General features: G+C 58.3%; 19 protein-coding genes and 4 tRNA genes. 17 read left to right on the top strand and 6 right to left on the bottom strand.

The features are described from left to right. Positions 1-62: 62 nt before the first annotated feature. Complete coding sequence (sufT, locus tag KUL77_RS01800; RefSeq protein ID WP_297142802.1) at positions 63-614, top strand: putative Fe-S cluster assembly protein SufT; 552 nt, start codon at positions 63-65, stop codon at positions 612-614. A 375-nt stretch (positions 615-989) separates the two neighbouring features. Beyond that, on the top strand, positions 990-3,206 hold the full coding sequence (locus tag KUL77_RS01795; protein ID WP_343231526.1) for a M4 family metallopeptidase: 2,217 nt from the start codon (positions 990-992) through the stop codon (positions 3,204-3,206). 57 nt (positions 3,207-3,263) lie between these two features. Here the strand turns inward: KUL77_RS01795 and KUL77_RS01790 are convergent, their stop codons facing one another. Genes KUL77_RS01790 through wrbA form a run of 3 tightly spaced genes read right to left on the bottom strand, consistent with a single transcriptional unit; the run spans position 3,264 to position 4,728 of the window. Next, complete coding sequence (locus tag KUL77_RS01790; RefSeq protein ID WP_297142799.1) at positions 3,264-3,752, bottom strand: asparaginase domain-containing protein; 489 nt, start codon at positions 3,750-3,752, stop codon at positions 3,264-3,266. Positions 3,753-3,802: 50 nt separating this feature from the next. Then, positions 3,803-4,138 carry a DUF2069 domain-containing protein gene (locus tag KUL77_RS01785; protein ID WP_297142796.1) on the bottom strand — a complete coding sequence of 112 codons (336 nt, stop codon included), beginning with the start codon at positions 4,136-4,138 and terminating at the stop codon, positions 3,803-3,805. After that, positions 4,135-4,728, bottom strand: a complete 594-nt coding sequence (gene wrbA, locus KUL77_RS01780; protein WP_297142793.1) for an NAD(P)H:quinone oxidoreductase — start codon at positions 4,726-4,728, stop codon at positions 4,135-4,137. The genes KUL77_RS01785 and wrbA overlap by 4 nt, the downstream gene beginning before the upstream one ends. 74 nt (positions 4,729-4,802) lie before the next feature. Here wrbA and KUL77_RS01775 point away from each other — a divergent pair, with 74 nt between their 5' ends. From KUL77_RS01775 to KUL77_RS01765, 3 genes are all read left to right on the top strand, one after another. Beyond that, the gene (locus tag KUL77_RS01775) at positions 4,803-6,089 is read left to right on the top strand and encodes a YihY family inner membrane protein (RefSeq protein ID WP_297142791.1); all 1,287 of its coding nucleotides are present in this window, start codon (positions 4,803-4,805) and stop codon (positions 6,087-6,089) included. Then, positions 6,073-6,636, top strand: coding sequence for a TlpA disulfide reductase family protein (locus tag KUL77_RS01770; protein ID WP_297142788.1), 564 nt, complete (start codon positions 6,073-6,075; stop codon positions 6,634-6,636). The genes KUL77_RS01775 and KUL77_RS01770 overlap by 17 nt, the downstream gene beginning before the upstream one ends. Before the next feature lie 66 nt (positions 6,637-6,702). Further along, positions 6,703-8,490 (top strand): tetratricopeptide repeat protein, encoded by a 1,788-nt coding sequence (locus tag KUL77_RS01765; RefSeq protein ID WP_297142785.1) that lies wholly within the window; start codon positions 6,703-6,705, stop codon positions 8,488-8,490. Here the strand turns inward: KUL77_RS01765 and KUL77_RS01760 are convergent. From KUL77_RS01760 to hemA, 3 genes are read right to left on the bottom strand one after another with little or no spacing between them, the layout of a single operon-like run. Then, the gene (locus tag KUL77_RS01760; RefSeq protein WP_297142783.1) at positions 8,471-8,929 is read right to left on the bottom strand and encodes a GNAT family N-acetyltransferase; all 459 of its coding nucleotides are present in this window, start codon (positions 8,927-8,929) and stop codon (positions 8,471-8,473) included. The genes KUL77_RS01765 and KUL77_RS01760 overlap by 20 nt on opposite strands. Positions 8,930-8,946: 17 nt before the next feature. Next, positions 8,947-10,032 (bottom strand): peptide chain release factor 1, encoded by a 1,086-nt coding sequence (gene prfA / locus KUL77_RS01755; RefSeq protein WP_297142780.1) that lies wholly within the window; start codon positions 10,030-10,032, stop codon positions 8,947-8,949. Beyond that, the gene (gene hemA, locus KUL77_RS01750; protein WP_297142777.1) at positions 10,029-11,273 is read right to left on the bottom strand and encodes a glutamyl-tRNA reductase; all 1,245 of its coding nucleotides are present in this window, start codon (positions 11,271-11,273) and stop codon (positions 10,029-10,031) included. The genes prfA and hemA overlap by 4 nt, the downstream gene beginning before the upstream one ends. Before the next feature lie 99 nt (positions 11,274-11,372). On the opposite strand from hemA, the gene KUL77_RS01745 reads away from it, so the two are divergent. The 12 genes from KUL77_RS01745 to KUL77_RS01690 form a co-directional block, all read left to right on the top strand. Further along, the gene (locus KUL77_RS01745) at positions 11,373-13,046 is read left to right on the top strand and encodes a tetratricopeptide repeat protein (RefSeq protein ID WP_297142775.1); all 1,674 of its coding nucleotides are present in this window, start codon (positions 11,373-11,375) and stop codon (positions 13,044-13,046) included. After that, positions 13,043-13,684 carry a lipoprotein insertase outer membrane protein LolB gene (lolB, locus tag KUL77_RS01740; protein ID WP_297142772.1) on the top strand — a complete coding sequence of 214 codons (642 nt, stop codon included), beginning with the start codon at positions 13,043-13,045 and terminating at the stop codon, positions 13,682-13,684. Before KUL77_RS01745 ends, lolB begins: the two co-directional genes overlap by 4 nt. Continuing rightward, a complete protein-coding gene (ispE, locus tag KUL77_RS01735; RefSeq protein WP_297142771.1) occupies positions 13,681-14,574 on the top strand; it encodes a 4-(cytidine 5'-diphospho)-2-C-methyl-D-erythritol kinase in 894 nt (297 codons plus the stop codon). The genes lolB and ispE overlap by 4 nt, the downstream gene beginning before the upstream one ends. After that, positions 14,553-14,628 (top strand) — tRNA-Gln (locus KUL77_RS01730). Before ispE ends, KUL77_RS01730 begins: the two co-directional genes overlap by 22 nt. Before the next feature lie 58 nt (positions 14,629-14,686). Next, complete coding sequence (locus KUL77_RS01725; protein ID WP_297142768.1) at positions 14,687-15,646, top strand: ribose-phosphate diphosphokinase; 960 nt, start codon at positions 14,687-14,689, stop codon at positions 15,644-15,646. Between the two features lie 96 nt (positions 15,647-15,742). Further along, a complete protein-coding gene (locus KUL77_RS01720; protein WP_297142765.1) occupies positions 15,743-16,399 on the top strand; it encodes a 50S ribosomal protein L25/general stress protein Ctc in 657 nt (218 codons plus the stop codon). A gap of 65 nt (positions 16,400-16,464) precedes the next feature. Next, entirely contained in the window at positions 16,465-17,046 is a 582-nt protein-coding gene (pth, locus tag KUL77_RS01715) for an aminoacyl-tRNA hydrolase (RefSeq protein WP_297142762.1), read from the top strand. 12 nt (positions 17,047-17,058) lie between these two features. Next, a complete protein-coding gene (gene ychF, locus KUL77_RS01710) occupies positions 17,059-18,150 on the top strand; it encodes a redox-regulated ATPase YchF (RefSeq protein ID WP_297142759.1) in 1,092 nt (363 codons plus the stop codon). Between the two features lie 118 nt (positions 18,151-18,268). Beyond that, a tRNA-Tyr gene (locus tag KUL77_RS01705) sits at positions 18,269-18,354 on the top strand. Between the two features lie 54 nt (positions 18,355-18,408). Then, a tRNA-Gly gene (locus KUL77_RS01700) sits at positions 18,409-18,482 on the top strand. Positions 18,483-18,513: 31 nt separating this feature from the next. Beyond that, positions 18,514-18,589 (top strand) — tRNA-Thr (locus tag KUL77_RS01695). A 96-nt stretch (positions 18,590-18,685) separates the two neighbouring features. Further along, on the top strand, positions 18,686-18,825 hold a 140-nt coding region (locus KUL77_RS01690; RefSeq protein ID WP_239536270.1), incomplete at its 3' end, for a GTP-binding protein.

Raw genomic sequence — 18,825 nt, 5'->3', positions numbered from 1 at the left:
AAGGCAGACGCGAAGTTTGATTGGTACTAGAATGGTACTGATTTCAATCGTCCAATTTCGACATGTATTCACGCAGCAGTGAGCCAGTCCGTTTCGAACGCGACTGCAAAGCCGTCCTTGTTCCGCAGGGAGATGAAGTGGTTCTGCCCGTTGGCACCGTGGGCTATATCACCCAAGCGCTGGGCGGCAGTTGGACGGTGTTTGTGGAAGGCAATCTGATGCGCGTGGCGGGCGAAGACGGTGATGCCATCGGTAAAGAAGCCGCCGAGCCACTGGAACTGGAAGACGGCGCGGGCGATGAAGACGTCGAACGCCTGATGTGGGATCAGCTGCGTACCTGCTTTGACCCGGAAATTCCGGTCAATATCGTGGATCTTGGCCTTGTCTATGTGGCCGAGCTGTACCACATCGAAGGCGGCGGTCGTGGGGTTAAGGTGCGCATGACCCTTACCGCACCGGGCTGCGGCATGGGTGAAATCCTCATCGACGATGTGCAAACCAAGTTGCTGAAAATTCCCACCGTGGAAGATACCGACATTGAACTGGTGTTCGACCCACCGTGGAACCAGACCATGATGTCGGATGTGGCGCGCTTGGAAACAGGCATGTTCTGATATTAGCGTCACTTAGTGACGCTTTTCGCTGCGCATGAATTTGCTGCACTGCGGTAAATTTGACTGAAATCGGCGCTAAATCCGTGACTAATTTCACAGGGCATTCTGTGGTTAGCTGCGGAATAGCGCGGTTTTCCTTATGTAACTATTATTTATAATAAAAAGTTATTTCAACATAACTTTAGGTTGTTGACGACGATCAAAAATAGGACAACTGTTCCGCATCGCTTTGGGAACTGTTCAGGTTCTAAGTGATGCCAGCGCCGCCCAAGACACGGTAAAAAACCGGACGCGTGCGCTGACGCTAGAGACGCATTGCTCGTCTATGCCCGTCTTCAGGGGCAACTCACAATCAACAACCTAGGGGTAAAACCAGTGAACCGTTTTCGTACGTCCAACATGCTTGGCGCGGCGATTGTTCTTTCGCTCGCAACCGTTGGTGCACAAGCCGCCACGAAGGTGGACCTGCACCAGCGCAATCTTCAACAGCTGCGCACGCAGTACCAGTCGCTCACGGCAAAACAAGGCGTCGCTGCCGTGGCAAATCGCCGCCACGCGGCGTTCATGAATGCCTCTGCCGACACAACGCTGTTAATGAAAGCAGCGCGTGCCGATCGCGGCGTGCGCAACTATCGCTATAACCAAGCGTGGAAGGGGATCCCGCTGTTTGGTCAAGGCGTGGTGGTAAGTGAAGATGGCAACGGCAATGTCCGCAAGATGTTCGGTAATTTGTATTCGGGTATCGGCAACGACATCCTTTCGAGTACGCCAAAGCTGACCAAGGCATCGGCACTCGTGGCGGGCAAGCGCGCAGCGTTGGGGGCCGGGCTTTCTGCGATGCAAACCCGCAACGAAAAATCAGATCTCGTTGTGTTTATGGACGATGCGGGTAAAGCACGCCTTGCCTATGCGGTGAGTTTCTATGCCGATGCGGTGGCGGGCGGTGCGCCCACGCGCCCAATCGTCATGGTGGATGCGCTGAGCGGCAAGATCATCAAGAAATGGGAAAACCTGCAGCATGCGCAAGTAGGTACCGGCCCCGGTGGTAACCAAAAGACCGGGCAATACGAATACGGTACCAACTACGGTTACTTGGACGTGACCCAAAGCGGTAGCACCTGCACCATGAACAATGCGCAGGTCAAAACCGTCAATCTCAATAATTCCAATAGCAATGCCAGCACCACTGCGTTTTCTTACACTTGCCCGCGCAATACGGTGAAGACGATCAATGGCGCCTATTCGCCACTGAACGATGCGCACTATTTCGGTAGTGTGATTTTTAATATGTATAACGCGTATATGGGCGTGAACCCGCTGACCTTCCAGCTGGTGATGAAGGTGCACTACCAGACAGGCTATGAAAATGCCTACTGGGATGGCAGCGCGATGACCTATGGTGATGGTAAGAACACCTTCTATCCATTGGTCAGCTTGGATGTATCGGGTCACGAAGTCTCGCACGGGTTTACCGAGCAGAACTCGAACTTGACCTACTCCGGGCAATCGGGCGGTATGAACGAAGCGTTCTCGGACATGGCGGGCGAGGCGGCGGAATACTACTCGCGCGGCAGCAACGACTGGCTGGTGGGGTCGGAAATTTTCAAGGGCAGCGGCGCGCTGCGCTATATGTGCAACCCCACACAAGACGGTGGTTCAATTGACAACGCTGCCAATTACACCAGCAGTCTCGATGTGCACTACAGCTCGGGTGTTTATAACAAGGCGTTCTGCACGCTGGCGAAGAAGTCTGGTTGGGATACCAAAAAGGCTTTCCAAGTGTTTGCGCGCGCCAATATGAACTACTGGACGGCAAGCAGCACCTTTAATCAAGGGGCGTGCGGCGTGGAAACGGCGGCCACGGATTTGGGCTACACCAAGGCTGATGTCACCGCAGCATTTACGGCTGTAGGTGTCACCTGCCCGACCAGCGGTGGTGGCGATGGCGGTGGCGGAAGCCCGGGTGGCACCTTGACCAAGGGCGTTACCGTTAGCGGATTGTCGGCAAGCACCGGTGGTGAAGTGGTGTACACCTTGGCGGTTCCAGCGGGTGCTACCAATCTCGTGTTCACCATGTCGGGCGGCACCGGCGATGCCGATATGTACGTGAAGGCAGGCAGCAAGCCCACCGATAGTTCATACGACTGCCGTCCGTATAAGTCGGGCAATGCCGAAACCTGCACGATCGCTGCGCCAACTGCGGGCACCTACTACGTGCGTCTGAAGGCCTACTCCGCGTTCTCAGGGGTAAGCCTGAAGGGTGACTACACCACAGGCGGTGGTGGTGGCGGTGGTGATGATGGTTCAATCAGTTTGCCAACGGTAACCTCAGGGAATTGGTCAGGTACCTACACCTTGGCCGTTGCAGCAGGGAAGACTGCGACAATCAAAATCTCCGGCGGTACGGGGGATGGCGATCTGTATGTAAAAGCGGGCAGCGCGCCTACAACCAGCAGCTATACCTGCCGCCCGTATAAGTCCGGCAATAATGAAACCTGCACGCTAACACCAAGAAGTGCCACCACGTATTACATCAAGGTGCGCGCGTACTCCACTTTCTCCGGTGTGACGCTAACAGGCACAACGAACTAACTCTACGTTCGACAGTACACACTTTGAGCCCCGGCTTTAGTCGGGGCTTCTTTATTTTTAAGCAACCGGCTCAAACCGGTTTGCAGCAACGTTCTTGCGGACCTTATTGGGGTCCCAGATACGCCCGTTCATGGCAATGAAGACGCCAGATGGTAGGCACTGCACGGCGCCAATCGCGCAGCCGATATTGAACTCGGCATCCGAACCACGAAAGCGTGCGGGGCTAAGTGCGCCGGTCATGACAATGGTTTTGTCAGGAATGCTTTGCAGCACTTTCCCAGTGGCGACCATGGAGTCGGTGCCGTGGGTCACAAGAACGTGACGCGTGGGCTGTGCGGCGATGGTGGCGCGAATCAGTTCGCGGTCTTCATCGGTGATATGCAGCGAGTCTTTGCGCAAAATCGGGATCACGTTGAATTGGAAGGTGACGCCCAGTTCACGCAGGATCATGCCGATCTGTGGGTCACCAATTTGATAGTCCGATTTGTCATCAAAATAAATCTTGTCGATGGTGCCACCAGTGGTGACGATGAGCAAATTATCCATGACAGGAATATCCAAAAGAGCGTGCTAATGAGGCCGCTATTCTACCCGGTTCAACGCGCCCGACGGCGCGTTTGATAGGCGCGAATGCCGGGAAGGCAGGCCGCATGCACAATCACCAGCGCGAGCACGAATTCGGCAATTGCCCAGCCGCGTGCCTGCGGCGCGGAGTACGCGGTCATCACGCCGTGGCTAAACCAAAGCAGGGCGAAAATGGCCGAAACAAAACCCGCACGTCGCCAGCCGCGTAAAGCCGCAACCGCGAGCAAAATAGGCGGTGTTGCAAACACCAAGAACCCTGTGAGTGCGTGGGTGTCTGGGGCGAACCACGCAATAAATAGCAAAGCCAAGGCTAGCAGTGAGAAAGCCAAATAACGCTGAGCGTTCATGCCTGTAGTGTCCTTGCGAGGTGGGCCACGCGCCGCCCTAGTGCGCGCGCCAGCTGCACTTCATCTTCACTTAACTCGGGGTCGTTGCCTGTACCCGCGTAATGGCTGGCACCGTAAGGCGTGCCGCCGGTGCGGGTAGTGCTCAGCCGCGACTCACTAAAGGGGATGCCGGTCAGCAGGCAGCCGTGGTGGAGCAGCGGAATGTGCATGCTGAGCAAGGTGGACTCTTGCCCGCCGTGCAGCGTGCCGGTAGAGGTGAACACCGCCGCAGGTTTATTGATCAGCAGGCCGCTGGCCCACTCTGCGCCCAAGGTGTCGAGAAAATACTTCATCGGCGCGGCCATATTGCCAAACCGGGTAGGGCTGCCCAGCACAAGGCCCGCGCATTCGGCCAGGTCACGCTTATCCACATAGGGCGCGCCGTCGTCGGGCTCGGGTGGGGCTGCCACTTCCGTGACGGGGGCCACCGGCGGGACGCTGCGCAGCCGGGCCTGCATGCCCTCTACTTCACCAATGCCGCGCGCAATCTGGCGGGCAAGCCGGGCAACCGAACCGCCACGGCTGTAGTACAACACCAAAATATCGGTCATGAATCAATAAGATTGAAGACAATGGATAAGCATAGGGCATGTGCGAGGCGCTTGGCATCGGTTACGCTTTAGCCATGCAACGCTTGTATTCATTTCAGCAGTGGTATCAGCACGTGCGCAACGATCCCGCGCGCATCGGTAGCTTTGGTCGGTTTGTACTGCGGCGCTATTTAGACGACCGCTTGTTTGAATCGGCGGGTGCATTGTCCTACACCACGGCGTTTGCGCTGGTGCCATTAGCAATGGTGGTGTTTGGCGTGCTCTCGGCGTTTCCAATGTTTGATAGCTGGGGCGAGCGTCTAACCGGCTATATCTTCGCCAATTTTGTGCCGAGCTCGGCGCAGGCGATTTCGAGCTACCTCGCTGATTTTTCGTCCAATACCAGCAAGTTGACCAGCGCCGGTGCGCTAGCCTTAATCATTTCACTATTGGTGACGCTCAATAGTGTGGAAGCCGTGTTTAACCGAATTTGGCGCGTGCCCACCGCGCGCCCGAAGATCAGCCGGTTTTTGGTGTACTGGACGGTACTCACGCTAGGGACGCTAGTGGCGGCCGCAAGTGTGGCGCTATCAACACGTTTTTTTGCCTTGGCCATTTTTGAAACCGAGCCGGGGCAATGGCTAGAGGCCGTGATGCTGCGCGTAGCGCCGATGGTGATCGAGCTATTAGCATTTGCTGCGTTGTTTAAGGTAGTGCCACACCATACCGTGCGCTGGCGGCACGCATTTGCTGGTGCACTGTTGGCGATGTTGCTCTTTGAAGCGGTGAAATCGGGGCTCAGCCTGTATTTGGGCAGTTTCGACTCGTATCAGAAAATCTACGGGGCTGTTGCTCTGGTTCCCAGCGTGATGCTGTGGATTTACTTGAGCTGGGTGGCGATTTTGCTGGGGGCTTCGTTTGCCTCTTCAATGTCGGCATTCCGCTATCAGCCCAAAGCGCAGCGCCTTCCGCATGGGCATGAGCTCACGGGCTTGCTGCGTATGCTTGGGCGTTTTCAGGTGGCACGCGTTGATGGTGAAGGTTTAACCAGTGCGCAAATTCAGCAGCTAGAACCCGGGCTAACGGATAGCATGCTGCAGTTGCTGCTGAGCAAAATGGCGGCGATCAACGTGGTGCAGCGTGCCGAAAATGGCGAATGGCTGCTGGCGCGCGATCTTGATGAAGTGCCATTACGTGAATTGTACGAAGCCGCGCAGCTGCGTGTCCCGATGATCGCCACCTTGCCAGAACAGCAGTTAGATGCGCTGGGTATTGCGGTTGCCGCCGTGCTCACACAATTGCGCGAACCGCTGCAAATGCCGTTGCAGCAGCCGGTTTCAACCATCTATCAAGGGCTGATTGCTAATGAAAAGAATGATTAAAGGCGTAGGCGTGCTCCTAGCGCTTACGCTATTGGCAGGCTGTGAGCGTGCGCCAACACAAACAGCTGCACCGGCTGCAGGTAAATCTGCAAGCACCGACGCAGGGCGAAAAAAAGTGGTAAACGCGGTGAATAGGCCCGAGTTGCGCGTCAAAACTTTAGACGGCGTAATGTTTGACCTTGCCGAACAGCGTGGCAAATGGACGCTGGTGAACTATTGGGCCACTTGGTGCGGCCCCTGTATCCAAGAAATGCCGGAGCTTTCAGCGCTGGCTGCGATGCGAGAGCATATCCGCGTTGTGGGTCTTGCCTATGACGAAGCCAGCGAAGACGAGCTGCGCGCTTTTTTGAAAAAACACCCGGTGACATACCCGATTGCACGCATCGACGTGTATGAGCCGCCGAAAGATTTTGGCGCGCCGCGCGGCTTGCCCACCAGCTGGCTAATTGCACCCGATGGCCAGCTGGCGCGCAAATATACCGGGCCGCTTACGGCCAGCATGTTAGATGAAGATATCGCACGCTTTGAGGCGGCTAAAGCCAAGTAGGCGGACGCATACCGCAATCTTGCGAGACTGTGCCAGAATCACGGCAGGGGAGTGACGGAAGCACACATGATCGGTAAGTTCATCGGTGAGCTGAAGCGGCGCAATGTGTTTCGTGCGGCGGTACTCTATGGCGGTGGCGTTTGGGTGATTTCGCAGGGCATCTCGGAGCTCACCGGCTCACTGGGGCTGCCAGAAGAATCCACGAAATGGTTCATGATCGCCAGCCTCATCGGTTTTCCGTTTTGGCTGGCGGCCTCGTGGTTTTTTGAACTAACCGCAGAAGGCATCAAGCGCGAAAGCGATATTTCGGCCGAGGCGCGGGCCGGGAAGTCCAATCGCAAAACCGATTTGATGATTATCGGCGTGCTTGCGGTGGCCGTGGTGCTCTTACTCACCGATCGCTTAGTGGAAGGCAGCGGATCAGCCTCGCCTAAAGCACAGACGATGGCCTTGGATAATTCCATCGCCGTGTTGCCGTTTGAAAACGAGAGCGGCGATAAAGAGCAGCAGTATTTTTCAGATGGTTTATCCGAAGGGTTCATCATTGCGCTATCGCGCCTAGATGGGCTGCGTGTCATCAATCGCAAGTCTTCGTTTATGTTTCGCGACAGCAAGAAAAGTGATGCAGATATTGCCGCTAAGCTAGGCGTATCGCATCTATTGGAAGGCAGTGTGCGACGCATCGGTAATACCGTGCGGATCAGCGCGACGCTCAGTAAATCCAGCGATGGCACGACACTTTGGGCAGATAGCTTTGACCGCCCGTATCAGGACCTATTCGCTGTTCAAGATCAGATCGTTGCGCAGGTGGCCGAGGCATTGAAGGCCAAGCTCAAGCTGACCTCGGATGCGAAGCCGGAGCAAAGCGACCGGCCACCAAGCGGCAATCTTCAGGCCTATGACGCCTATATGCAGGCACATGCGGCGGCGGCCACCAATGCACGGAAGGCGATTGCACTTTATGACAAGGCCATTGGGTTTGATCCGAAGTATGGCGTAGCTTATGCGATGAAGGCGCGTGCGTTGATTGATATCGTTTCGGGAGGGCTCACCGGCGACGCGGCCGATCAAGCACTGCAAGAGGCTGAGCAGGCCGTTGCGCAGGCACAGCGGCTAGCGCCGAGCCAAGCAGCAACGCATATCGCTAGGGGCTGGTTGCTTACGTTGCGTGATTTTAGTTGGAAAGAGGGTGAGGCCGAATTTCGCCAGGCGGTAGCACTTGCGCCTGAAGATGGCGATGCGCTGTATATGTTGGGGGTGGCGCGTGCCAGTCAAGGAGATTTGCAGCAGGCGGTAGCGCTTACTCAGCGTGCGCTCAAGCAAGACCCTCTGGATGCCAATTGGTATCGCTGGTTGGTGGCTTATTTAATGCCGCTGGGGCAATTGGATGCGGCAAGCAGCGCGCTGGCTAAGGCGATCGAGCTTGAGCCCAATGCGCTGTATAACCATCATTTGCAAACCATCATTGAGGTGGTGCGTAAAGACCCGGCGGCGGCACAGAAAGCAGCAGCGTTGGAGCCCGCTGGGCCGTGGCAAGATTTTGCGCTGGCCTTAGCGGCGCAAATTGGAGTAGATCGTGTAGCGGCAGATACGCAGCTAAAAGCGTGTATCACACGTTACCCGGAAGGCTGGGCGTTCCAAATTGCCCAGCTGTACGCTGTGCGAGGTGAGCCAGATGCCATGTTTGAATGGCTGGATCGTGCATTAAAAGATCACGATAGCGGGATGCAGTCGTTACTGTATGACGCGCTGCTACTGCGCTACCGCAACGACCCGCGTTATGCAGAGCTCGCAAAAGCGGCCGGGTTGCCGTGGCCACCAGAGACTGAAACGGTTAATGCACGCCGGGAGTAAAGTTCAGCGAATACCACTGGGTGCGTTCTTCCTGCCAGCCTGCAGCGTGGTAAAGCGCGCGCGCTGCGTGGTTATCGGTGGCGGTTTCTAGCTGAATACCAACGGCGCCATCGGCTTTAGCAAAGGCAGTGGCGGCGTTTAAGAGCGTGTGGGCAACGCCACTGCGGCGGGATTTTTCATCCACAAATAGGTCGTTGAGGATCCAAAGTTTTGCCGTGCGCACGGAAGAAAACAGTGGGTAAAGCTGGGTGAAGCCCACCACTGCGTCGCCGCGCTTGGCAACCAAGACCACCGACTCACCAAAGCGCAGGCGCTCGCGTAGCCATTGCCGTGCACGTGGCACGTCGGAGGCCTGTCCGTAAAACTGGCGGTAAGCGTCAAAGAGCTGGCTAAGCGCATCCAGATCGGCTGGCCCGGCGCGTGAAATGCGAATGTCCATGGGGAAGTGTCCTTGCGTTAAGCGTCTTGTGCCAGCTGGGCTAGCGCTTCGGCTTGCTGTTCTTGTTGTAGGCGCGTAATCAGTGGATCAAGCGCGCCTTCGAGGATATTGGGTAGGTCATACAGCGTCAGCCCTTCCACGCGGTGGTCGGTGATGCGTCCCTGCGGGAAGTTATACGTGCGGATGCGCTGGCTGCGGTCACCGCTACCTACCTGCAGTTTTCGGTCAGCGGCGGTAGCGGCTGCACGTTTTTCGATTTCCGCTTCCACCAACATCGCTTGCAGGCGCTTCATCGCTTTTTCGCGGTTGGCATGCTGGCTGCGTTCGGTTTGCGATTCCACCACCACGCCCGTGGGAACGTGGGTAATACGAATGGCGGATTCGGTTTTATTGACGTGCTGCCCACCCGCGCCGGAAGAGCGATAGGTGTCTACCTTAAGGTCGGCGGGGTTGATGACAATCTCAGAATCCCCGGCTTCCAGCGCAATAATGGCCACGGTCGCGGCCGACGTATGGATACGCCCTTGTGATTCGGTGGCAGGAACACGCTGCACGCGGTGCGTGCCCGACTCGTACTTCAGCTTGGCATAGGCACCGCTGCCTTCAATACGCGCCACGATTTCCTTATAGCCGCCGTGTTCACCGGCGTTGGCCGACTCCACCTCCACCCGCCAGCCTTGCGTTTCGGCGTAGCGGCTGTACATGCGGAAGAGATCGCCGGCAAAAATCGCAGCCTCATCGCCGCCAGTGCCTGCGCGTACTTCCAAATACAAGCCGCCGTCGTCACGCGCGTCTTTAGGAACAAGTTGGGCGAGCAGTTCGCCTTCAAGCTGCACAAGGCGCTCGCTTGCGGATTTGATCTCATCTTCAGCAAGCTCGCGCAGCTCTGGGTCGGTGCGCATAGCTTCGGCGGCGGCGAGGTCGGCGCGCGCGTTGGCTTCTGCAGCAAGTGCATCGGCAACCGGCTGTAGGCTCGCAAATTCGCGCGACAGACTGCGGAAACGCTGCTGATCGGCGGCAACGGCCGGATCGGCCAGCAGGCGCTCAACCTCTTCGCGCCGCTCCAGCAGCGCTTGTAATTTACGGCGCAGATGTGGGCTCATGCGTGTGGGAATAGTTTCTCAGCGGCGCGCGCTAGCTCGGCGTCACCGCTACGTGCGGCCTCGCGTAGCGCAACGGTGGGGGCGTGCAGGAGCTTATTGGTAAGCGTGTGCGCAAGCAGCTCTAGCGCTTGGTCGGCGGGCATTCCGGCGGCAAGCTGTTGCTGCACTTTGGCAAGGGCCTCATTACGAATGTGCTCGCCGTGGGCGCGCAGCTGCAGCAGTGGCTGCTGACGCGTGCTGGCCTGCCATTGCTCTACAAAACGTGCGGTTTGTAATTCGATAATGGCCTCGGCCTGCTCGGCGGCCTCACGACGGCTGCGGCGGTTGTCTTCAATCGCGCGTTCTAAATCATCCACGGTATAAAGATACACGTCGCGCAGCGCAGCTACATCGGTATCGATGTCGCGAGGAACGGCTAAGTCCAGCAGCAGCATTGGGCGATGGCGGCGCGCGCGCAGCGCTTGTTCCACCTGTACACGTGCCAAGATCGGCGTGCGGCTAGCGGTGGCGGAAATCACTACATCGGCTTCAGCCAGATGCTTATCCAGCTCGCTCAGCGGCAGCGCGATACCGCCGTGGCGGCTGGCTAGTTCCTGCGCGTGGGCAAGGGTGCGGTTGGCAATCAGCAAGCGCTGCGCCTTGGCTTCCACCAAATGGCGTGCGGCTAGTTCAATGGTTTCACCGGCGCCAATCAGTAGCACCGTGGCTTCACTGAGGCGGGTGAAGTTGTCCTGCGCCAAACGTACGGCTACCGAAGCCACAGATACCGGGTTAGCACCAATACGTGTATCGGTGCGGGTGCGCTTGGCCGTGGCAAAGGCCTGTTGAAATAAGCGATCCAAATGGCCGCCTAGGGTGCCTGTTTCGCGTGAAATCGCCCAAGCCTGTTTCACTTGGCCCAAAATCTGCGGCTCACCTAATACCAGTGAATCCAGCCCGCTGGCGACGCGAAACAAATGCCGCACGGCGTCGGCATCACTATGCCGGTAGAGATACGCCGAGAGGTCGTCGTTCACACCCGGATGTGTGGCCAGCCACTGCACCAGCGCGCTGCTATCACCTTCGCTATGCGCGTACAGCTCGGTGCGGTTGCAGGTGGAGAGCAGCACAGCCTCGTGCACGCTGGGCAGGGCCTGCAACGAGGTGAGCGCGGGCGGCAGTGCGTCCGAAGCAAACGCCAACCGTTCGCGCAGGGCGATCGGGGCGGTTTGATGGTTAATCCCAAGGACGTACAGACTCATGCGGTTTACGATAATGCGAATGGCGGGCGTTGCGCTGCATTTTTGTTCAGTTAGCTGCGCTAAGCTGCTGGCTTAGTCGATATTGTACCCGTCTCGCCCATGTCTAACCTGATTGCTCGTTGCACGGCCGTATTTTTGCTCTCGGCGGCGTTTGTGGGCGCCCCTGCGGCGTTCGCGGCCAACCCGCCACCTAAATCAGCAGATCCGCTGGAATCTAGCCTGATCGGCGAGTTTGCGCTGCAAAGTGGCAAGTTGAAAGAAGCGGCGCAGCAGTATTTGGAAGCCGCCGAGGCGGCGCAAGACCCGGTGCTGGCAGAGCGCTCCGCGCGCATCGCCCTGCTGGCCGACGCCGATGATTTGGCGTGGCGGGCCTGGCGCGTGTGGGCCCGGCTGGCACCGCAGCCTACGCGGGATTCGCGCATGATCGAAGCCAGCCTAGAGCTGCGCGCCGGGCAAAAACGCGCCGCCAAACGCACGCTGCGCGCGCTCCTAGCCGAAGAGGGCGGCTGGCGGCAGGCGCTCACGGCACTGGTGGGGGCAGTGGGTAAGCAACAAACGCTGGTAACCAGTGTCATGACGGGAATAGTGGAGGCCGATGCACTCCCCAATGAGCTGCAGGCGTGGCTGGGGTTTGGCGGCTTGGCGCAGCGGCTAGAGCAGCCTGCTTTGGTGGATAAAATCGTTAAAAAGGTCGTGGCGCATTTCCCCGGCGAGCCGCGCGTGGTGCTACTGCGCGCACAGCTACTGCGTGAAGCAGGTAAGCGTGATGCCGCGAAAAAAGTGCTGGTGAGTATTGAAGGCGAGGCACAGAAGATATCCGCGCTGCGCTGGGCGGTTGCCGGGGAATACGACGCATTAGGCGAGCCGCAAAAAGCAGCGCAGATCCTTGCGCAAGGCCCGCAGGACGATGCCAGCTACGCCCAGCGTGCAGGGCTTTTGGATAAAGCCAACGACCAAGCGGGGCTGGTCGCGCTCTACGAAGAACTGCGCGGCAGCGCCACCGAGCCCAACCCCATGCGCCGCCTTTTGCTTGGCCAGCTGGCCGAACAATTGAAGCACTACAGCGAAGCACTGGCGTGGTATGCCAGCGCACCGGGCACGCGTGCGCAGGGCGTTGGACGCATGCGCACGGCCAACGTGCGCTGGCTGATGGGCGAGAAAACGCAGGCATACAACGGTCTGCATGAAGCGCAGTCCGACCCCTTGCTCGATGACGATGCGCGCCGCGATAGCTATCTGCTGGAAGCCGAACTGCGACAAAAAGACGGTGACTATGCGGGCGAACAAGACGCCTATGCGCGCGGGCTTGCCACCTTTGCCGACAACCAAGACTTGCTCTATGCGCGCGCGCTGATGTGGGAGCGGCACGACGATATCGCCAAGGCTGAAGCCGATTTTCGGCGTATTTTGGTGATCTCTCCCGATAGCGTGGTGACCCTCAACGCGCTGGGATACACCTTGGCCGACCGCACCAACCGCTACCGCGAAGCACTGGAGTTAATCGACCGTGCGCGGGTGGCCGAGCCGGGCAATGGCGCAATCATCGACAGCTACGGCTGGGTGTTGTTTCGCCTAGGGAAAGCGCGCGAAGCGCTGGCCCATTTGCGTCATGCCTACGCATTGCAGAAAGACCCAGACATCGCCAGCCACCTTGGGCAAGTGCTGTGGGTGCTAGGGCAGAAACAAGAAGCGCGCAAGTATTTTGAAGAAGCGCGGCGGCTAGACCCAAGTAACCGTTCGCTTCAGCGTGCACTGCAGGAGACGGGCGCATGAAGCTGTTATTTGGCGGCGCACTTGTGCTTGCACTAGCGGGCTGTGCCAGTGTGCCAACGGCCGGGCTGAGTGGGGCCGAGTTGGTGTCGGCACAGGCCGCGCAGCAGGCGCGCGCGGCGGCCGTGGGGTTGGAGCACGGCGACTGCGGCACACCAAGCTGGGTGATGACCGGGCGCGTGGCCTTATCGAACGGAAAGCAAGGTGGTAGCGGCCAGATTGAATGGACGCAAGGGCAGGGCCAGCTACGCCTGATACTAACAACGCCGGTGACGCGGCAGGGCTGGTTATTGGAGGCAGATGCTTCCAGCGCAACACTGCAAAATTTGAGCGACGGCGCAACGCGGCAGAACATCGATGCGTCGCGTCTTTTGCAGGACGCCACCGGCTGGGATGTTCCATTGTCGGCACTGGGCTGCTGGATGCGCGGAATCGAAGCCAATCCCGCGCAGTACGGCGTGGCGCAACTTCGCTATGGTGCAGACGCCCTACCGCAGCAGCTGGTACAAAACGGCTGGGTCATTCGTTATGAACGCTGGCAACAAGACCCGTTTTCACACCAATGGATGCCGTCGCGTATGGAGGCGGTGCGCGGCAATGATCACGTGCGCTTGATTGTCGATCGCTGGGGGCTGGAGTGAGTTTTTTTGCTGAACAAGACGGCTGGCACGCATTTCCGGCACCGGCCAAGTTGAACCTGTTTCTCCAGATCACCGGCCGCCGCGCCGACGGCTACCACATGTTGCAAACCGTGTTTCGTCTGCTCGATTGGGGCGATACCGTCTATTTGCGGCCGCGCACGGATGCGCAGATCGTGCGTGTGGGGGCCGGGGCGGAGGGTGTGAGCGAAGCCGATGACCTCTTGGTGCGTGCGGCAAAACTGCTGCAAGCGGCTGCGGGCTGTGGCAAAGGGGCCGAGATTGGGATTAAAAAGCGCATCCCAATGGGTGGCGGCTTTGGCGGTGGTTCGTCGGATGCGGCAACGGCGCTGGTAGCGCTCAACGCCCTGTGGGGGCTTGAGTTAAGTGAAGACACATTGGCGCAATTAGGCTTGAATTTAGGCGCCGATGTCCCGGTGTTTGTGCGCGGTCACAGCGCTTGGGCAGAAGGCGTGGGCGAGCGTTTGAGCGCTATAGCGTTGCCAGAAGCCTGGTATGTCCTGGCAAGTCCCGGTGTGCATGCGGCCACAGCTGAATTATTTCGCGCACAGGATTTGACGCGAGACGCAGAACCAACGACAATAGCGGGCTTCCTTTCCGGGGAAGTGCTCGGAAACGCATTCGAGCCCGTGCTGCGGCGCTTGGAACCGGCGGTTGACGCCATGTTTCAAACGCTTTCAAGTATTGGTTCACCGCGTTTAACGGGTTCTGGTAGTGGTTGTTTTGTGGAATTTGCCAATCGGCGGTCTGCAGAGCAAGCACTTGCAGTGTTGCCTGCAGGCATTCATGCTTGGCTGGCACGTGGCACGGAAAGGTCTCCGTTGCTGGATGCAGTGGACAGGTTTTCTGCAGGGGCGTCGCCAAGCGGTTAAGGCACCAGGTTTTGATCCTGGCATGCGTAGGTTCGAATCCTTCCGCCCCTGCCAATTTGCGCTTTAAGCGCATCGCGCGTTTCACACTGGCCACAAATAAACGGTGCCGCACATGCAGGATCAGCCCAATCTTCTGGTGTTCTCGGGCAATTCCAACCGACCGCTGGCCGATGCCGTGTGTCGCGAGCTGGGTGTACGCCCAGGGAAGGCGCTCATCAGCCGCTTCTCCGATGGCGAAGTACAGGTCGAAATTGAAGAAAGCGTGCGCCGCCAAGAGGTGTACGTCATTCAGCCGACCAATGCCCCCACGGCTGAAAACTTTATGGAACTGTTGGTGCTGATCGACGCGCTCAAGCGCGCTTCGGCGGCCAGCGTCACCGCGGTGGTGCCGTACTTCGGCTACGCCCGCCAAGACCGCCGCCCGCGTTCGGCGCGCGTGCCGATCACCGCCAAGGTAGCCGCTAAAATGTTCAGCGCGGTGGATACCGACCGCGTGCTCACCGTCGATCTACACGCCGACCAGATCCAAGGCTTCTTTGATTGCCCGGTGGATAACGTCTATGCCTCGCCGCTGCTGCTGGCCGATATTTGGCGTACGCATGGCACCGACAACGTCATCGTGGTCAGCCCCGACGTTGGCGGCGTGGTGCGTGCGCGCTCAATTGCTAAGCGCCTCGACGATGCTGATCTTGCCATCATCGACAAGCGTCGCCCGAAAGCAAACGTCGCCACGGTGATGAATATCATCGGTGATGTGGCAGGCAAAACCTGCGTGCTAGTGGATGACATCGTGGATACCGCAGGCACCCTGTGCGCCGCCGCCAATGCGCTAAAAGAGCGCGGCGCGGTGAAGGTGGTGGCTTACTGCGTGCATCCGGTGTTGTCAGGTGCGGCGCTGGATAACTTGAACAAATCCTCGCTCGACGAGTTGGTGGTCACCGATACCATCGCGCTGACTCCGGCCGCGCAGGCCTGCAGCAAGATTCGCCAGCTCAGCGTGGCCGAAATGTTGGCCGAAACCATTCGCCGCATGGCGTTCGGTGAATCTGTCAGCTCGCTGTATATCGATTAAAATTAACAACAGTTCCAAACCGCTCACCTGGTCGCGGGTGAGTGTTTCTGCCGCCGCGAGGCGGTTTCATTGCAAGTCCAAAAGTGAGTTAATTCAATGTCTGAACATACCATCAAGGCCACTGGCCGCAGTGTCGAGGGGAAGGGTGCGAGCCGCCGCCTGCGTCACGCCGCCCAGCTCCCGGCCGTTGTGTACGGCGGCAGCGCCGCTCCGCAGTCGATCCAGATCGAACATGAGCAAATCTGGCTGGCTAGCCAGCACGAGTGGTTCTACTCGTCGATCCTGAACCTTGACGTTGACGGCAAGGTCGAGCAAGTGCTCCTGCGCGATATGCAGCGCCACCCGTACAAGCAGCTCATCATGCACCTGGACTTCCAGCGCGTGGATGCCAACCACGTCCTGCGCACCAGTGTGCAAGTGCGTTTGGTCAACCAAGAGAAGTCGCCTGCAGGTAAGACCGGCGGCGTGGTCATCATGCACGAGCTGACCGAAGTTGAAATCAGCTGCTTGCCGAAGGATCTGCCGGAAGCCATCGTGCTTGATCTGTCCGATCTGGCCGTAGGCGGCGTGGTGCACCTGTCCGGCCTGAAGCTGCCGGCGGGCGTTGAAATTCCGGCCCTGAAGCTGGGCAAGGAATACGACGTGGCTGTGGTTGTGGCCAAGCACGGTAAGGAAGAAGCCGAAGCCACCGACGCACCGGCGGCCGCGGACGTGCCGGCCACCAAGGCGGCTAAGAAAGAAGAGAAGAAGTAAGCCTTTCTTCACTCGGTCGGTGCGATGGTTCATCGCGCCGGCTTGGGTAGAAGGGCAGTCGCGTTATGGCGAACTTACGTCTTATCGTTGGGCTGGGCAACCCCGGTGCCGACTACCTCCGAACCCGGCACAACGCCGGGTTTTGGTTTGTTGACGCCCTTGCATTACAGGCAGGTGTGCGCTTTACGCTGGACAGCAAATTGTTCGGCGAAACCGCCAGAATTACGCTGGCTGGGCAGCAGCTGTGGTTGCTGAAACCGTCCACCTTTATGAATGCTTCCGGCAAATCGGTGCTCGCGGCGCTGCAGTTCTGGAAAATTGCGCCAGAAGAAATGTTGGTGGTGCACGACGAGCTAGACCTTCCCCCTGGCACCGCGCGGTTGAAGTTCGACGGCGGCCACGGCGGGCAAAACGGCCTGCGCGACATCATGCGCCTGCTGGGGCATGGAAAGTTCAACCGCCTGCGTCTAGGCATTGGCCACCCCGGCAATAAAGATAAAGTCACCCCTTGGGTGCTGGGCAAACCCGATAGTACCGACGAGGCGCTGCTGCTGCGCGCCATTGGCGATGCAGCCGATGCGCTGCCACTGGCGGTGGCCGGAAATCTGGCCGACGCCATGACCCAGCTTCACACATTGAAACGCTAAACGAGAATTTTCATGGGCATTAAATGCGGCATCGTTGGTTTACCGAACGTCGGTAAGTCCACTCTCTTCAACGCGCTTACCAAAGCGGGCATTGCGGCGGCAAACTTTCCGTTTTGCACCATCGAGCCCAACGTCGGTGTGGTGCCGGTGCCCGACCCGCGCCTTGGCGCATTGGCGGAAATTATCAAGCCGCAAAAAGTGGTGCCCACCGCTGTGGAATTTGTGGACATCGCCGGGCTGGTAGCAGGTGCGGCCAGCGGCGAAGGCCTAGGCAATAAGTTTCTTGCGCATATCCGCGAAGTGGACGCCATCACCCATGTGGTGCGCTGCTTTGAACACCCCGACGTGATCCACGTGGCGAACAAGGTTGATCCACTGGCCGATATCGAAACCATCGACACCGAGCTGGCACTGGCCGATCTTGAATCGGTGGATAAGGCCATTGCCCGTTTCGAGCGCGTGGCTAAAAGTGGTGATAAAGACGCGAAAGCCAAAATTGCCGTGCTTAGCAAATTGCGCGAAGCGCTGGATCAAGGCAAGGCGGCGCGAACTGTGGCGCTGGATGAAGAAGAGCGTGTGGCCATTCGCGATCTCTTCCTGCTCACCATCAAGCCGGTGATGTATATCGCCAACGTGCTCGAAGATGGTTTTGAGAACAACCCGCATCTTGATGCAGTGCGCGCGCATGCGCAGACCGAGGGCGCGCAGGTCGTGCCGGTGTGCGCTGCCATTGAAGAAGAGCTGAGCCAGCTAGAAGAGGTCGACCGCGATGAGTTCTTAAAAGACCTCGGCCTTGACGAGCCCGGTTTAAACCGCGTGATCCGCGCCGCGTATGCCTTGCTGGGCCTGCAAACCTATTTCACCGCAGGCGTAAAAGAAGTGCGCGCTTGGACGGTGAAAGCCGGTTCCACCGCGCCACAGGCCGCCGCCGTTATTCATACTGATTTTGAAAAAGGCTTCATCCGCGCCGAAACCATTGGCTACGACGATTTCATTAAATACCGCGGCGAAGCCGGTGCCCGCGACGCCGGCCGCCTGCGCCTAGAGGGTAAGGAGTACCGCGTACAAGAAGGCGATATTCTGCACTTCAGGTTTAATGTCTAAGTGGGCAGTCGAAATTATTTGGAAATAATCGTTTTCACCCGTTGACATGAAGGCAAGTCATCGCCAAAATAGCGGGCTCTCTGGTGAGGCTTATTTAGCTCTCTGGCGAGAACAACTCGGAGGGATACCCAAGCGGCCAACGGGGGCAGACTGTAAATCTGCTGGCTTACGCCTTCGGTGGTTCGAATCCACCTCCCTCCACCAGTTTCAAACTACCGGCCTTACCAGCTGGTAGTGCAGTAAGACAGGCTTCCCGGTGCGGGAGTAGTTCAATGGTAGAACTGTAGCCTTCCAAGCTACTAGCGCGGGTTCGATTCCCGTCTCCCGCTCCACCATTGCATTGCAGGGTCTGTTGTAAAATCTGCTCACGTAGCTCAGTCGGTAGAGCACCTCCTTGGTAAGGAGGAGGTCGATGGTTCGATTCCATTCGTGAGCACCATCTTCGCAGCGAAAGCTGCAAACGGCTTGGCCGGAAACGGTCGGGCTTTTCGCGTAACTTAAGTTATAAACCTCCAACTCTAGCGAGATTGCAGTCATGGCAAAGGGTAAGTTCGAACGCACCAAGCCCCACGTAAACGTGGGAACGATCGGTCACGTGGACCACGGCAAGACGACGCTGACGGCGGCGCTGACCAAGGTGGGCGCAGAGCGTTTCGGCGGCGAGTTCAAGGCCTA

It is taken from the genome of Thermomonas sp. (assembly GCF_019104945.1).
GTDB lineage: Bacteria > Pseudomonadota > Gammaproteobacteria > Xanthomonadales > Xanthomonadaceae > Thermomonas.
Note: the sequence above shows the minus strand (reverse complement) of the source record. Positions and strands in the feature narration are given on the sequence as shown.